We start from the raw sequence: 16,348 nt of genomic DNA, 5'->3' as shown, positions 1-16,348 counted from the left end.
CAGGAGATATAACGTGTCATAAGATAGGTAAGTATAGTTCTAAAGATCTAATTTCTAACGCAAGGTATTTATAGTTACACGTATATATATATAAGGAGTAGCTTATTGTATTTGCACATATATATATGTATAAGGAGTGGCTTGTAGTATTTACACGTATATATAAGGAGTAGTTTATTGTATTTACACGTTATATATGTATAAGGAGTGGCTTGTAGTATTTACACATATATATATAAGGAGTAGCTTATTGTATTTAAACGTATATATATAACGTAAAAGCAATATTTACACCTATATATATAAGGAGTGAAATATATCAAATAAAAGTACGTTTGGAAAGTACGTCGATTCCCAATAAAAAGTATCCAATCCGAAATCAAATATTTACTGTATAGTCTATGCTCATATGAAATTTTGTTCTTTGACAAGATAAAAAGTCATAGAAGAAAATCACTTATAAAAAAAATAACTCTTTATACCCCCATTTACAAGAGTGTAAAATAAAAGGTACTGTATAGCAAGTATGCATAATTTTATGTGATACTCTAATAAAGTTCCAAACAAACTTATGTCGTTAATGTGTGCTTTCACGTAACAAGAAACCATAACAAAAGAGTTTCTTATTGATACATTCACCAGTAAGACCGCTTTGTTTAATTGCCGATATCGACTAAGCAAACAAACTAATGTTCACCACATAACGATTATACAAACAATAAGCAGTTAGCCATTGATGCAATGGAATCTGTTGACCGGGGGTTAAGAGGTTAGTTGTGTCGAAGAATTGTATGGGAGTGCCTATTGGGGTAATTCAACGTATTATTTTTATTACTTCATTTTCCGTTCGGGGGAAAGGAAAAAACAAGATTAATAAAAGCTACAAGATAGCAATTGCTTAAAGGTTACTTTATCAGTTCATCAAATCGTGTCCATAAGAACAGATAGGCGTACCAGCATTACAGTATTAATCAACTCATACTGAAACGACATAGATCCATTTCAAGGGAAATATTCAGACTACAATTTTTCAAGCTAACCGTGGTGAAAAGGGGGATTGTTTATGAAAAGCTTAAAAACAAAATACGGTATAGTGAAACTTAAAGTCTTTTTGAAAAGATTATACATTCGTTACCAACTCCAGGCTATCCCTTTTGTGCAGTTCACAGTCATTTCAAGCAAGTAGGAGTAAAGTAAGATAGTTTTGTGTAAGAATATAAAACCGATACACGATGTTTGGCGAGTTTAGTTTAACCAATAAAGAATATTATAGGCGAAACACACTCAATCTACAAAAGAACTTTCGTTCATACGGAGTAACACAAAAGTCAGAAATATAAGTTACAATAGGTTTACGAACGAGAGGGTGCGTTATATTCGCCAAATAGATGTTGAATACTCGATAGCGTTTCAAATGCAAAAACTTGATCAGATGAACAATTTTACTAACAGCTACTATGTAAAGATCCTGTGCACATGGTACAACAAGGCATTTTTGACGAAGTATAGTCAAGTTAATAAAAAAGCTGAATAGTTTTTGAAGCATAGCGGTTCTCTTTTTTTTTAAATTCACTGCTTTACGCTTATAAAGCCAATGAATAAGATAATTTTCGTTATAAGGCTATATGCAAAATCCAAGCCAAACTATTGTTTCTATACTGAGAAGTGCTATAAAAAATTATTTAGAGAAGAAAAAAGAATGAATTTAGAAAGGAAGGGGGGGAAAGGGGATTATTTCGCAGCCTTTTAGTGCAGAAAAAATAAGAATTAAGTGAGAAATTAATAAAACAAAAAACCAGTCTACTTTTAGCAGTAGAAAAACTACTGAATTACTGTGATTTGAGGCTTTTGAACAGGGTGAAAGATGAAAAAGATGCAATTTTAACATCAAATATTTTCATATTTTTTCAAATAAAATGTTAGAGTACATTAAAATGGACATTTCAGACATTTTTTTACTTTTTTTAAACTGTTTTTACATCATAATTCACAGTGTAACTAACTATCCTTAAGGTACTTATTTTGCTGGGTTTCTATACTAATTAAGTTGTATTATTTTACTTGAAAATTCAATGATTTTTATCATATAAATCTGGTGTAATCAGTAGTACATTTGAAGTATAATTAGAAGGGGAAATAACAACAAAGAATTCTAATTATAACGTTAATATCCTTTATTATTTAATACAATTAGTTTTTAATCCTTATTATTTTACTTAAAATTAGCTTATTAAAAATAATTGTCTTAAATTTATGTAAAGATAAGGGGGAAAAGCAAACAGAAATTGAAAAGAACGTGTTTGCAACAATTGTATAATTTTTTAAAAAGCAAGATTATGAAAAGCTTAATGAATTTGGTAGTAGGGGTATTATTAGTAAGTGCTAACTTCTTATTTGTAGGATGTAATAATGCAGATGATAACAACATAGTTGATGTCAACCCAAAAATGGAAATTAACAGTGTTAACTTAGAAAGAAACTGGATCGCAGCGCACTTCGCATTTTCTCAAGAATGTCATGCATCAAATAGATCAGCATATCAAAAATCATCAATTGAAATCAGTATAGATGGAGATAGATTCCACGCAATTGATCAATACAGTTTGAAAGAACAAAAAGGAGCTTGGAAATTAAACGGTAAAGTGATTAAAGCGATTTTAGATGAAGGAGGAGAGAAAGAATATAGAATCGTAGAGTTGAAAAAGAATGAGTTAATCGTTCAACCTATAAATCACAAAGATTTAATTGAAATTGAGTTAGTGTCTTTAGACAAGTAAACATAGCGGTAACGCATCAATCTTGAAAAAATAAGAAAAGCCTTTCGTTACGAAAGGCTTTTTTTTTAAAGCAGCGCTTTCAATCTTTTCTTTTTGAAAAACTACGGTTTTCTGTTTTTCTCATTTTCATTTATGTTTACCGGATTATCATCCAACCACCGATGTAGGGGGGAATTATTATTCGCCTGTACGACATACGACACAACGCATATCACGCATTATATATTTTCGCTCTGCGCATCAATTTTCACGTATCACGTATTTCGGTTCGACGTATCACTTTTAAACAGGTAAAAAACGGACAAAATGTGCTATTTAGGATGTTATTCTGTGCCTGATAAAACGCACAATGTAATATAGTTGTTTTAAGCGTTTTTAGTAATGTATGTACATAAAATGATTAGAGTAAAAAGATACTGTCGTTAAGCGCTGTTAAAATGCCAAAAAAAAGCAATATGAGAAGTGATTCTGTTAGTGGAAATTAAAAATTATGCCTAATAGTTTAAAATGGTTGTTTACGGACAAAAGGGTGTTTTTTGTAATATGTACGATTTTAGTAGAGATTAAGGCCTATTGAAGGATAATATTAGCAAAAGTGTCAAAATGTATTTATTGGTAAGAACAAAGAGTAGAGTTGTCTGTGGATTAGAGTTGTTTTTTAAAAAAAATTGCACAAAATGTGCAAGATTGTATATTTGTATAAAAAGAACGTTATGCATTTAGTAAATCAACCAAATGGGAACAATCAAGAAGGTCAACAGTCTCATTACAGTAATTCGTCGGCAAACCAAGGAAGTAATAACTATGGGAATTACAACAGAAATAACAACAATGGAGCACCTATTGACAACAAGAAAATTGCAGCAGGATTGTTGGGAATTTTCCTTGGTCCATGGGGAGTTCATAAGTTTTATTTAGGTTATACCACAGAAGGAATTATCCAGATATTAATTACACTTTTCTCTTGTGGTACTTTGGGGATTTTGGGAATAATAGAAGGAATAGTTTATTTGACAAAATCAGATGAGGAATTTTATCAGATATATCAAGTGAATAAAAAAGGATGGTTCTAATTAATTAAGTGTTTTTTTATAAAAATCACACTTTTTTAAAAGATGATGAAATTTTATGTCAGCCCTTTATTTACAAGGGTAGAACAGGATTTATTACTGCTAAAAAGTGGCTATTTGATAAGTTTTTCTTTTTGATATAAGTTAAAATTGTTTTTTAAAATATTGCTAATCAATGATGTTTTGTTATTTTTGGTTAAAAAATATAAAACATTATGGAACAAAAAAGACAAAGTAGCAATGTGCCACAACAAGAAAACAAGAGGGTTATTGCAGGTATATTGGGAATATTATTAGGATCTCTGGGAGTTCATAAATTCTATTTAGGATATACTAAAGAAGGAATAATTCAATTGATAATTAGTATATGTAGTTGTGGAGTATTGTCAATTCTGGGATTAATAGAAGGAATTATTTATTTGACAAAAACCGATGAGGAGTTTTACCAAACGTACCAGGTTAATAAAAAAGGGTGGTTTTAATTATATAAGAGATGTTGAAAAACATCTCTTTTTTTTTGAAAAGCTGCACTGCATTATTTCTAATGATATATTTGTTATGGCCTGCAAATGTTAGACGCATAGTATCGATTTATTGAGAGAAAAATAGCAACCCAACCACCGACGTGATGTTTACAGTAATATCACCCATCATTGGTGTAGATGCTAATTATTATTCGCTCGCACGGCATATGCCACAAATCATATTGACAATTATACAGTATATAACCACAAAGACGCATCATATATTTCGGTTCCCGTTTCACGTATTCCCTTTTTGGTGCATTACTTTTTACGCGTAGTGTACAACGTAGTTGCTAAGGCAATAATTGACAGAGCCATCAAGGTTAAGAAGAAGTCATTCCAATTTCCTTTATTTACGAAAATTCCTGTAGAACTACCGATTACACTCGATCCGATGTAGTAAAAGAACCAGTAGAAAGCAGTTGCAGAACTCTTCGCTTCTTGTCCTAAAGTAGTTACGACGCGACTCGCAATGGTGTGTCCACTGAAAAAGGAGATTGTAAAAAATGTTAATCCTAATAAGATGACTACAAGGTTATCCAAAAACATAGCAATTGTTCCCAATAGCATCATTGTTAACGCGGATAATAATATTTTTTTAGGCGAATATTTATCAGAAAGTGTGCCTGCTATCATATTTCCGAAAATACCAAAAGCATACATCAAAAAGATCATGGCAATCAAATAGTGTGGTAGGTTGTAAGGCGGAGCTTCAAGTTTAAAACCAAGAAAGTTATACACACTGACAAACGAACCCATCAAACAAATTGCAACCACATACATAGCCAGTAATTTTACATTTTGGAAAATGCTCTTCATTTGAGTCAATTTGTGTTGTAAGTTCAACTTTTGAGGAGTAAAGAAAGATGAATTAGGAAAGAACATATAAAATACAAAAGCGATGATAATTGCAATAATACCGATGCTAAACACTGCTACCTGCCATCCAAACCAACCACTGATTAGCGCTGCTACAATTCGTCCAAACATTCCACCAAAGGTATTACCTGCTAAGTAAAAACTAATCGCTGTACCTATATATTTTGGATCAATCTCTTCAGCGAGGTATGCCAATGTAACAGCGGACACACCAGAAATACAGATTCCTTTTATAAAATTGATATTCACTAAAATAGAAAAATCGCTGATCCAGGCAGAAACGAGTGTCAAAAGGGTAGAGGTGACTAAAGAAAATAACATTACTTCTTTTCGTGGGTAGCTATCGGCAATAAATGCAAATAAAAGTAAACCAAAAGCCATTCCCATTGTTGATGCAGAAACAAGGTAACTACTTTGTGCAGGAGTAACTTTGAAAAAATGAGTAATATCTGATAACAGTGGCTGATAGTTGTACAATTGTGCGAAAACCGACACCCCAACCATAAAAATACACCATTTAATCCTTTTATAACGGACAGATCCCTTTACTGCTCTATCCATTGACAATTCATTGCTATACGCTGTCGTCGCCATGTAGTTTTCTTTTTTTGTAAAGTTAAGCGTAAGTTCTATATTAGTAAAACGGAATTTTTCTATTACATCTATCGATAAAACCGATTAACATATGGAGTTACGACAACTGAGATATTTTCTGAAAGCTAAGGAATTGCTGAATTTTACAGAAGCATCAAAACGATTATACATCACTCAGAGTACACTTTCACAACAGATTAAACAGTTAGAGGATGAGTTAGGCCAACCATTGTTTAATCGCATTGGTAAGCGCATTGTACTGACTGAGGCAGGTGCGATGTTTGCTACTTACGCAGAACGTAGTATTAAAGCTGCGCAAGATGGGATGACATTGTTAGAGGATTTAACGGAATTGAAAACAGGTGTGTTGAGTTTTGGATTAACGTGGGGACTAAAATCATTGGTATTGAATCCTTTGAAAATGTTTGCTCAAGCTTATCCAGGAGTGAAGATTGAGGTTACATTTGGAACTACCAATGAGTTAATAGAGTATTTGTCAGACCAGCAAATTGATTTTGCACTCACTTTCTTTGATGGAGAGCGTACGGAAAATTTACATTATGAACCATTAATTGCATCAGAAATGGCACTTATTGTAGCGAGTGATTCACCTTTGGCAAAGTTGTCAGGCATCAAATTAAAAGATATAGAGAAGTTGAACCTTGCAATGCCTGTCAAGGGATTTAGTACAAGAAACTTTATAGATCGTCAGTTTGAGAAATATAAGATTTCCCCTCATATTGCAGTAGAAGTGAATCATACAAGTACAGTAATTGACTTGGTGAAAGTAGGAGCTTTTCAGACAATATTAACCCTTGCCACAGTGCGTGGAGAAGAGAATTTAACGGCTATTCCAATCACAGATACAAATATGCAGCGCGAAGCAGTAATTATTCAGATGAATGGAAGCTATCAAAAGAGAGCTGTAAGAGTTTTCGTTGATATGTTGATGAAAGAGGTGTAAAAATATTTAGATTACTGTAAATAGTAATTTTAGAAATTAAGTTATCAAATAAAAACTAATTCTGTGTAGATTTAAATACGAGAGCAGCTCTAATAAAGCGACCTGTTTTTGTATAGTTCTCAGGTAACTTATTGTAAAAATCGCTAAAAGAAATCAAGCCGTAATTAAAATAAATAGATTTATCTTGATTTTCTTCAGTACTACCTAATTTCCAAAAGTTGTATAAGTTGAGATAGATGGCAAATTGTTTTTTGTCTTCACTCATTACAATATAATCAGACATATCGTCGATAGAGTTTTTAAGAGACCCTACATTATTTTTCCAAATTATTTTGTATGTTTTAGAAGTTTTATTCTTCCAGGTAACAGTTGCTTGATCATTTTCAATATCAACTTTATCTGGAGTAAGTTCCCAAATTTTTTGCTTAAAAATGTCGTCCATTTTTTCGTTGTCATTTCTAAAAAAATTACCTCTAAAAAAATAATTTTCTTCAATATGCATATATTCATATAAATAGGTTGCCTTATGTTCATTAGGAACTTCTGGGGTAGTTGGTACAACTGGTTTTGGTGGAATAGTTTCTATTGGTGGAACAATGGAATCGTTATTGTTTTCAGTGCTACAATTTGTAAAAATGATAGCTCCAATAGCTATAATGAATATTTTAAAATTATGTAACATAGTTTGTTTATTTGCTGTTAGTTACTATAAACGTACAATGAAATATAGTGTATTTATATGATAAAAAACATTTGATAATGTCAAAATATGTCGTAATTTAAACTGTAGAATATTTTGTAATAAAACAGATAAGTATTTAAAAAATGTAGCGAAAAACAATTGTTTCAAGAAGGTTGAAAATATAAAAGGAGATTGCATTTCTCTAACCTTGTTTAAAGAATCTCATTTTGATAAGTATAATAAAAACAAAAGGACTGGCATCAATGGCAGTCCTTTTGTTTTTATTATTGTGTTCCAATATCAATTATATATTTGTATTCTGACAAATCAGTGATTAATATTGATTGTATTATTGTGAATAATAACTATTCTTCTATTTCATCTAATACAGGAACAGGTCTTTTACTTTCGTTAATAGCAACAAGTGTAAACGATCCAGTGATTGCTTTTTCACGTCCTTCTCTATACATACTTTCTACGAATACATCTACGCGAACATCTAAACTCGTTCTACCTACACGAGTTACTGTGCCTATTAGTTCAACTAACGTACCGGCAGGGATAGGATGATTGAAATCTACCTTGTCACTTGAAACTGTAACAATAGGCTTACGACAAAAGCGTGTTGCTGTCATAAAAGCGATTTCATCCATGATATACATAACTGCTCCACCAAACATTGTGTTGTGGTGATTTGTTTGACCTGGGAATACAGCTTTAAAAACGTGAGTTTCAGAATCTTTTATTTTCTTTTGAATACGCAGTTCTCTGCTTGTTAATTGACCTTCCATAATATAATGATTCATTTTTACAGATTAAAAATCTATACGCAGCAACCAAAGATTAGCTTTGTTTCATACACTGATTAGTGTAGCCCCGGAAACAGATGATAAAAAAAGGCGCAATTGCGTAAGAAAAATACTCTTTGTAGAGTGAATTGCAAATATACGGAGTATTCTGCTGTATTGATTTAAATTTTTGTTATAACTATGGGAGGCATATAGAGGTGGTTATCTTAAGTAATCTTTTTAATAAATTTGTTTATACTATGATTATTTTAAGAGTTTTTACTTGTATTAAATGTAGTCTTTGTCGTTGTGAAATAGTAAGAAAGATAATATTATGGAGCCGAGTAGAATTGTGTCAAGTAAGGAATAAGAAATATAGTTTAAAAAGACTCTTCCTTCCGTTTGTATTAAGTATGTTTGTGCTTGAAAATCAAAAAGAATTATGGCATCAGATAGGTTAACTTCTAAAACAAAAGAATACTTAAGTAAAAATTTTACAAGTGATTTTATAAAAGCATCACTTCAAACAGCTTATGATATCTTAAAACAATATTACAAAGTGTTTTCGATTGAAGAAGTAGGTGAGGAACAAAGTAAGCCAACATCAGAGTTTGTTCAAGTAAATAATGCACAAGGAAATCTTACTGCTGAAGTTAGAGTATTGATAACATCTTATCTAAGCACATTTAAATTTACTGAAAATGACGTATTGTCTTTAACGATAGCTTATGTAAATTCGATGAGTTATGATAAAGCTGCAGTATGTTTGATCGATACGAATGATGAGAGGAATGTACAAGAATTATATGAAGTATTAATTGAGAAGCGTGTAAGTGTTGAGTTGCCAATTTATTTAAAAGAGGTAATGATTGAATCAATGGCAATGTTCTGTGCAGAATTTGATATCTCTGGAGGGTTAGTGGACAATGAATATTTTATTGACTTATTGCCTGTATATTGTACTTTTAATAATTGTAATTAGTTGTTTGATAAAAATTACAGTTTTATTTGAGTGATGTATAACTTTTCTTTTTTTTCTTAGTTTAAGAAGGTTGTTGGATCTTGGTTCGTTTAAAAAATAACTATATGCAAGAGAATGGTATTGAGGTTTTAAAGGGGAGTAAAGATGAGGATTTCAAAATAGAAAACTCACCGTTATACGCTTTGTTGTTTGTTAAAGGAGATGTCGGTTTTAGCGTAGATGGGATACCTTACTGTTCAAAAGATCATACTGTAATTTTTTTAACACCTTTTCAAGTTTTTGAAATTGTAAAAGGACATCTATATCAACTGATTCTATTTCACGGAGATTTTTACTGTATAGAATATCATAAAAAGGAAGTAGCGTGTAATGGTTTATTGTTCAATAATATTTATTTAGAACCTTTTATAAGAGTAGATGTTAGCTTATTTGAAGAATTAAAAATGATTACTAATAAGATGCAGAATCTTTTAGTTGCGCCATCAAAATACGATGAACCTATTTTAAAAAGTTATCTACAATTAGTGTTAGCATTATGTAGTAAAGAAAAGTTAAATGAAATTGAGTCTAAAGAAAACAAGGAGCTTCTTTTGTTAGAAGACTTTACATTTCAAAATGAGTTAGAACAGTTTTTTATTGAACAACGCGAAGTTTCTTTTTATGCGGATAGATTAAGTATATCTGTTAATTCACTAAGCAAGAAAGTAAAGAAACAATACGGAAAGAGTCCTTCTATTATGATTCAAGAACGTGTTATATTAGAAGCGAAGAAACTATTGCATTTAACAACTAAGCCAATAAAAGAAATAGCGTCAATTCTCAATTTTGAAGATGAATATTATTTTAGCCGTTATTTTAAAAAAGCTGTAGGCTCATCGCCTAAGCACTATCGGGAGAGAGTAGGTATTTCAAGGGTAGCACAATAGTCCATTTTTATTCCCTTTTTATCCATTTTATGGAGATAGATCATACTATATTTTTGCTTAAAAATAAGAAAGATGAAAAATATAGTAGATCAACTTGTTAAACTGCAAAGTCAGTTTTTTAATGTTATGCGTATTGCAATTTTTGTAGTAATGGTTTGGATAGGAGGTTTAAAAGCTTTTCAGTATGAAGCTGATGGTATTGTTCCATTCGTTACGAATAGTCCATTTATGAGTTTCTTTTATCATAATAGCGATAAGGTTGAACAAGATCAGCAGGGAAAGAAAGTTGCTTCTTACACTTTACATAAAAATCCAGAAGGTAAGACTGTGCAAGCTAATGTAGAATGGCATAAAGAAAATGGTACTTATCTATTTTCTTATGTATTAGGAACTGTAATAGTTAGTATTGGTATTCTTGTTTTATTGGGGGTTTGGTATCCTAAAATAGGATTATTAGGAGGTTTTTTAACAATAGGAATGTCTATGGTAACATTATCTTTTTTAATAACTACACCTGAAGTTTATGTTCCTAATTTAGGAGGTGATTTTCCAACACCTCAGTATGGTTTTCCTTATTTGTCAGGAGCAGGGCGCTTGGTGTTAAAAGATATAATTATGCTTGCTGGAGGATTATTACTTATGGGAGAAAGTGCCAGACAAATTAAACAATAATATATAGTTAGCTATTCAATATGATTTAGTTGTAAATTAAGTTATTATAGCATAATAAAAAGTCGGTTAAATAACTATTTAACCGACTTTTTATTTTATAAACGAGTAATTAATTCTTCTTGAGGAATACGTGATTTTTTTAATGAAACATTCCAATCATTTGCTTCATCTCTATATCCTATATACATCATCAACGTGCTTTTTAGTCCTTTTTCTCTAAGACCTAATACTTTGTCAATCATTTCATTATTGAAACCTTCTGCGGGTGTACTATCAATTCTAAGTTCAGCAGCTTGTGCTAATGCAATTCCTAATGCGATATAAGTTTGTCTTGCTGTATGATCAAAGTTAGCTTCCTCTGAGATGTCCTTGAAAGATTGTTTTAGTTGATCTGTATAACTATCGAAACGCCCTCTTGGTAGGCCTTTTATATCGGTCATTAAGTTATATACATTATCAATTTTTTCATCAGAGTATTTGTCCCAAGCTGCAAATACGATAACGTGAGAACAATCACGTACACATTCTGGATTTAAAGTATATGGAACTAATTCATTTTTAATATCTTGATTTTCTATTACAAGTATTCTAAATGGCTGTAAACCAGAAGAAGATGGTGCTAATGTAATTGCATCTAATATTTTTTGTAAGTTTTCTTCTGATACTTTTTTTGTAGGATCGTATGCTTTAGCTGCATATCTCCATTTTAAATTATCTATCAATGTCATTATAATAAAGTTTGATTACTCAAAATGAGTGATTTTTATTTGTTAGCAATTTACAAAATATGTAAGTAATGAAAGGTATATTTTAGTTTACTTTAAGAAATGTAGGTGTAATGTTAGTTACTTTTAAAGGATAAAGGAATATTTTATTATACGATAGTTTAAAAAGGTTACTAATAAAAAAATATAGGTAATTTTTATTAGTTTTATTTTACTTGTTGTGATTTAATATGTTCTTAATATGTGAAAAATTTACTATATTATTCTTATTTTATGTATTTTAGTAGTATATTTGTAATTATATATTAGTCGGTTCTGCTTATAAAGTATTAATTCAGATGAAGATTATAAGTAACAGAATTGCAAAAGTATTTTGTGATGGAAAAGAGAGTAAATCAATGTATAGATAGAAGTGTTTTAAAGGGATTATATTTTTTTAGAACAGATGCAATTACAAGTGGACGACCTGTGCAGATAAATAGAGTAATAGATTTTGTACAGTATAGTTTTTTATGTGAAAAAGGGGTAGATAATTTGTCTACTGAAGAAAGACATCTATTAAGACAAGTGCTTTCAGATAATGAAGAAGCCTTTTTAAAAGAGGGGAGTTATCTTGTAGATACCCCTACAAACTATTGGGAGTTTAATGTAGATAGTAAGAATAGGTTAGTAGGTAAATCATATTTTAAAGATACTGTTGATGGTATGGAGTATGCGTTGTTTTTTGAAGATGGTATTGCCGTTAAAGGAGAATTAACTATTAACAACGTAATTGTATCAAATTTTCATTATACGAATGAAATATTATGTCTTCGTTATTTCAGTGAAAATGATATATTAGATTCTCAGACAGAGATATTTGTAAATTTATTGAATCAAGAAAATATAATATGTACGTCTTTTTATAAAAATGGACGTGTTATGCGTGTTGAGAATAGTATTGATCAAAGTATCTCTACATATTATGAAAGTGGAAATTTAGAAAGTGTACAAAATTTGAATGAGCAATGGTCAAAGTTTTATGATGAAGAGGGATTGATTTGCAGTGAAATGTATTCTGAAAATGATGTTAAAACAATAATAACTTATTGTGATGGTGTAATTACAAAAAAAATAGAAGTTTCGGAAGAAGAAAATAAGAATTACTATTTTAAAAATGGCGTGTTAAGTTCATTTGAAGTATGTAATAATGCAACTAATGAAGTGGTTTCTTATCGATCTGAAGATATTTTAGTAAGGAATGATTTAGTAGAACAAGAATTTGTGTGATTTTCTAAAATGATTTTATCAATAATTCAAAAGTATTCTGTTTTAAATCACTGGTTTATAAGATAATAAGGTGTATTGATATAAATTAAAAAAATAAATAGGTAAAATAGTGTGGAATATTAAATTTATTCCGTAATATTGCACCGTTAACAAAATCTGTTATTTGTTAACCTACTCCCTCTGCAGGCTTCCAATTCTGCTTAGGGAGATTTTTTTTTATGCTATTCTTCAAAAACTTTTCTAAGTAATTCTTTTTTTAAATTTGACAGTATTTTTTGTGTAATAAAGATATTGATATATTCATTTGTTGTAATTTCATATTATAGTGTGTACAATTGGTTTATATTGCGATTATATTAATAAAAGAGTGTAAATAAATTCCGTAACGCGAACTTATTAAAGGCAAATTACTAATTTTGTTAAATGATTTACCTTACTCAGAAAAATAATAAACTTGTTTTGTACTTAAGTTTTTTAAGTGCAATATTGTTATTAGTAAATTGTTCAAACCCACAAATCAAAACTGAAACTGATTTAGAACAATTGTATGCATATAAATATAGTAATCACTACAGAGATAGTTTAGCAGAGGTGTTACAACCCGAATTTAAACATGTTATGAGTCTTTCGAATACGGAGGGTAATCGTATGGCTATGGATAGTGTTTTAATGAAGTTGCGTTGGACACGAGATTCAGTGTCTTTTAGAGCACTTGCTACTCGATCTAAAAAGTATGCACTTGCACGTGGAGATGATTATGCTTTAGCTAAGGTGTATAATAATATAGGTATGTATTATCACAATATGGAAAAATTGGATAGTACATTTTATTATTATTTATTAGTTGAAAATATCTATAAAAAAATTAACGATAGTGTACGTGTTGGAGAAATACAATTTTATCAAGCAAGACTATTGTTTGAAATGGGATTGTATTTAGAAAGTGAGGTTAAGGTTTCTAATTCGTTATCATTATTAAGAAATTCTATCAATAATCCTGTTCCTTTTGAAGCAAATCAATTGATGGCATTGTGTCTTATGGAGCATAATGATTATAAGGAAGGAGAACGCTATTTTCTTCAGGCTCTGGAGTTAATGGAGAAAGATTATAAAAATAAAAAAGTACTTGAAGAGGGGAATTTAAAATTAGCTTTAGCTGCTGTTCACGGAAATTTAGCTGCTGTTTATTTAAAGCAAGAAAAGTTTCAAACGGCATATCAATATGCAGAAAAAGGATTAAGCTATCTATCAGTAAACGATTATCCAATTTTAATATCTTTTCTTGAAACAACAAAAGCAATTGCTTCATTTGAACTTACGGGAGATAGGAATAATTTTAAAATTATTGAAAATAACTATAAAATAGATTCAACATTTGGCCATATTTATAGAATGTTTATGACGGGTAATGATCTTGCTCAATTGTATCTTGATTCTGGTAATCGTGATCTTGCTCTTGTTTGGGGTAGAAAAATTTATGATATAGTAAAAGGACAGGACTTAAAGGTTTTGGAACGACAAGCTCTTGAGTTTATACTTTTAAATGAACATCACAAATTTAAAAATGAGGTTGATCATTTGATACACTTGAATAGAGAAATTCAAGAACAAGATAATAATACTCGTAACAGATTTGCTCGTATAGCTTATGAAACAGAGCTAATAATAGCTGAAAATGATCATTTAAAAGGTATTATTTCCTTATTAATTATTGCAACATTATCTGTATTGATTATGTTAATCCTGTTTTTTTATGTTGCGCGTTTAAGAAGTAAAAATAGGGCGTTAAAGTTAATTGAAGGACAAAAGAAAGCGAACGAGAGCATATATCAATTGATTATTGATAAAAATAATATAGCTACTGAAGTGAAAAAAGCAGAGAGAAATCGTATTGCCAAAGACTTACATGATGGTATTGTTAATGGAATTTTTACTATACGTTTTAATTTGCAACAGATCGAGTGTGATAATGGAGATTTAAAGAATGTGTTAATTGAAGAGTTGAAAAAACTTGAGATTGGTACACGTGATTTATCTCATTCTCTTCGTAATGTTGATTTGTTCAAAGGTAATAGGTTTATTGAGATAGTAAAGGAACTGGTAAATTTGCAGAGAAATGAGTGGAATACGCGTTTTTGTGTTTATGAAAAGCAAGATGTAGATTTAGAAATATTGTCTTCTTCTCAAAAGGTAAATATTTATTATATCATAAAGGAGGCTCTGCAGAACGTTAATAAACATTCACACGCATCAAAATGTGTTGTAGATTTTAAAAAAGCTAATGAAGGAGTGTTGTGTAGTATAAGTGATAATGGAGTAGGACTTCTAAAAGGAAAGAGTCACGGTATTGGTATGAGTAATATGATAGATAGGGCTTCTTTTCTAAAAACAGATTTAAAGATAACTTCCTCTGAAGAGAGTGGAACTACGATAAGTTTTATAGTAAAAACTACTGTAATTGATAAGAATGAAAAGGACAATTAAATAGGTTTATTGTATGAATTTAAAAAAAGAAGATATTAAGTACTTTCCTGCTTATGAGGAGGTATTTGCAACTGATATTGAAAAATGTAGAGAGCATTTTTTACCTATTTGTTCTATTAATTTAAAATGTATCGATCCTGATAATGATCAATGGCTGCACTTTGTTTCTGTCAAAGAAATTTACGATGGCTGTGTAGGTCAAGAAACAGAACAATGGCATACTGAATATTGTAAAATGGATATGTTAGGCTTTGATATTATAGGTGATAAATATGCTTTTGAAGCAGACTGGAATTACTTTGCTATTGAAAAAATGAAGCAAAGTGAGGTGTCTAACTTAGAAATAGTACAGCTATATCGCAATAAACGTAAAGAGTTTCAAAACGTTGAAGAATTAAAGACTTGGTTGTTTACTTATAAAAATGATATTAGGGAAAGCGTCATATCTACAATTATACAGAAGCATATATTCTATACTAATCCTTCATCGGATCAAGGATTAGTAGAAAGTTTGTTAGATAGATTGGAGAAGCAAGCTATTGAAGCTGATCAAGATAGTTTGATAGGAGCATATCAAATAAATGAAGATACATTTCAGTTAGCAAAGAGTTTTTATAAAAAGCATAAACATATATACCCAAGTACGATTGGTAATTATAGTTCCAAAATATATACGTTAGAGCAATTGGAAAACAATTATGCTAAAGATAGAGAGTATATGGAGAATCCTGAAATAGGTGGAATTATAGATGATATACAATTCTTGAGTAAGGGAGAGCAAGAATATTTAACGAAGTATAATGTTAGCTTAGAAGAGGCTAAAGCATTTGAAGGAACAAATTTGATTGAGAAGCCTTTTGATAAGGATGGTAATATATTTGACTATATAGGTCGCCTTACGGGGTATATATTTCAAGGTTATGGAGCAGATAGTGTTTATTTGTTTTACAATAAAGAACTTAAGAAAGCAGTTATTTGTTTTGAATACACATAAAAAGCAAAAAGCCAGGAG

General features: G+C 30.4%; 14 protein-coding genes. 10 read left to right on the top strand and 4 right to left on the bottom strand.

Annotated features, from left to right (window positions below; translation table 11 throughout):
• Positions 1-2,336 precede the first annotated feature (2,336 nt).
• The 3 genes from AABL81_RS06415 (at position 2,337) to AABL81_RS06405 (ending at position 4,329) form a co-directional block, all read left to right on the top strand.
• A complete protein-coding gene (locus tag AABL81_RS06415) occupies positions 2,337-2,777 on the top strand; it encodes a lipocalin family protein (RefSeq protein WP_158211114.1) in 441 nt (146 codons plus the stop codon).
• Between the two features lie 842 nt (positions 2,778-3,619).
• Positions 3,620-3,850, top strand: coding sequence for a TM2 domain-containing protein (locus AABL81_RS06410; RefSeq protein ID WP_262885460.1), 231 nt, complete (start codon positions 3,620-3,622; stop codon positions 3,848-3,850).
• Positions 3,851-4,062: 212 nt separating this feature from the next.
• Positions 4,063-4,329, top strand: a complete 267-nt coding sequence (locus AABL81_RS06405) for a TM2 domain-containing protein (RefSeq protein ID WP_158211112.1) — start codon at positions 4,063-4,065, stop codon at positions 4,327-4,329.
• Positions 4,330-4,632: 303 nt separating this feature from the next.
• Here the strand turns inward: AABL81_RS06405 and AABL81_RS06400 are convergent, their stop codons facing one another.
• A complete protein-coding gene (locus AABL81_RS06400; protein WP_341340617.1) occupies positions 4,633-5,844 on the bottom strand; it encodes an MFS transporter in 1,212 nt (403 codons plus the stop codon).
• 91 nt (positions 5,845-5,935) lie between these two features.
• Between AABL81_RS06400 and AABL81_RS06395 the strand changes: the two genes are divergently transcribed.
• Positions 5,936-6,808 carry a LysR substrate-binding domain-containing protein gene (locus AABL81_RS06395; RefSeq protein ID WP_158211110.1) on the top strand — a complete coding sequence of 291 codons (873 nt, stop codon included), beginning with the start codon at positions 5,936-5,938 and terminating at the stop codon, positions 6,806-6,808.
• A 55-nt stretch (positions 6,809-6,863) separates the two neighbouring features.
• Here AABL81_RS06395 and AABL81_RS06390 read toward each other — a convergent pair whose 3' ends face one another.
• Together AABL81_RS06390 and AABL81_RS06385 are read right to left on the bottom strand one after the other, a co-directional pair.
• A complete protein-coding gene (locus AABL81_RS06390) occupies positions 6,864-7,490 on the bottom strand; it encodes a hypothetical protein (RefSeq protein ID WP_158211109.1) in 627 nt (208 codons plus the stop codon).
• 365 nt (positions 7,491-7,855) lie between these two features.
• Entirely contained in the window at positions 7,856-8,281 is a 426-nt protein-coding gene (locus tag AABL81_RS06385) for an acyl-CoA thioesterase (RefSeq protein WP_158211379.1), read from the bottom strand.
• Between the two features lie 439 nt (positions 8,282-8,720).
• Here AABL81_RS06385 and AABL81_RS06380 point away from each other — a divergent pair, with 439 nt between their 5' ends.
• The 3 genes from AABL81_RS06380 (at position 8,721) to AABL81_RS06370 (ending at position 10,858) form a co-directional block, all read left to right on the top strand.
• On the top strand, positions 8,721-9,260 hold the full coding sequence (locus AABL81_RS06380) for a hypothetical protein (protein ID WP_158211108.1): 540 nt from the start codon (positions 8,721-8,723) through the stop codon (positions 9,258-9,260).
• A gap of 104 nt (positions 9,261-9,364) precedes the next feature.
• The gene (locus AABL81_RS06375) at positions 9,365-10,186 is read left to right on the top strand and encodes a helix-turn-helix domain-containing protein (RefSeq protein WP_158211107.1); all 822 of its coding nucleotides are present in this window, start codon (positions 9,365-9,367) and stop codon (positions 10,184-10,186) included.
• A 72-nt stretch (positions 10,187-10,258) separates the two neighbouring features.
• On the top strand, positions 10,259-10,858 hold the full coding sequence (locus AABL81_RS06370; protein WP_158211106.1) for a DUF417 family protein: 600 nt from the start codon (positions 10,259-10,261) through the stop codon (positions 10,856-10,858).
• Between the two features lie 95 nt (positions 10,859-10,953).
• Here the strand turns inward: AABL81_RS06370 and AABL81_RS06365 are convergent, their stop codons facing one another.
• A complete protein-coding gene (locus AABL81_RS06365; protein ID WP_341340616.1) occupies positions 10,954-11,586 on the bottom strand; it encodes an NAD(P)H-dependent oxidoreductase in 633 nt (210 codons plus the stop codon).
• A gap of 375 nt (positions 11,587-11,961) precedes the next feature.
• On the opposite strand from AABL81_RS06365, the gene AABL81_RS06360 reads away from it, so the two are divergent.
• The 3 genes from AABL81_RS06360 (at position 11,962) to AABL81_RS06350 (ending at position 16,330) form a co-directional block, all read left to right on the top strand.
• Positions 11,962-12,852, top strand: coding sequence for a hypothetical protein (locus AABL81_RS06360; protein ID WP_341340615.1), 891 nt, complete (start codon positions 11,962-11,964; stop codon positions 12,850-12,852).
• A 423-nt stretch (positions 12,853-13,275) separates the two neighbouring features.
• Positions 13,276-15,336, top strand: a complete 2,061-nt coding sequence (locus AABL81_RS06355; RefSeq protein ID WP_341340614.1) for a histidine kinase — start codon at positions 13,276-13,278, stop codon at positions 15,334-15,336.
• 13 nt (positions 15,337-15,349) lie between these two features.
• The gene (locus AABL81_RS06350) at positions 15,350-16,330 is read left to right on the top strand and encodes a hypothetical protein (protein ID WP_341340613.1); all 981 of its coding nucleotides are present in this window, start codon (positions 15,350-15,352) and stop codon (positions 16,328-16,330) included.
• Positions 16,331-16,348 lie beyond the last annotated feature (18 nt).

It is taken from the genome of Myroides sp. C1519, assembly GCF_038039755.1.
GTDB classification, from domain to species: Bacteria; Bacteroidota; Bacteroidia; order Flavobacteriales; family Flavobacteriaceae; genus Flavobacterium; species Flavobacterium phaeum_A.
This window is presented reverse-complemented; position numbering and strand designations above follow the sequence as displayed.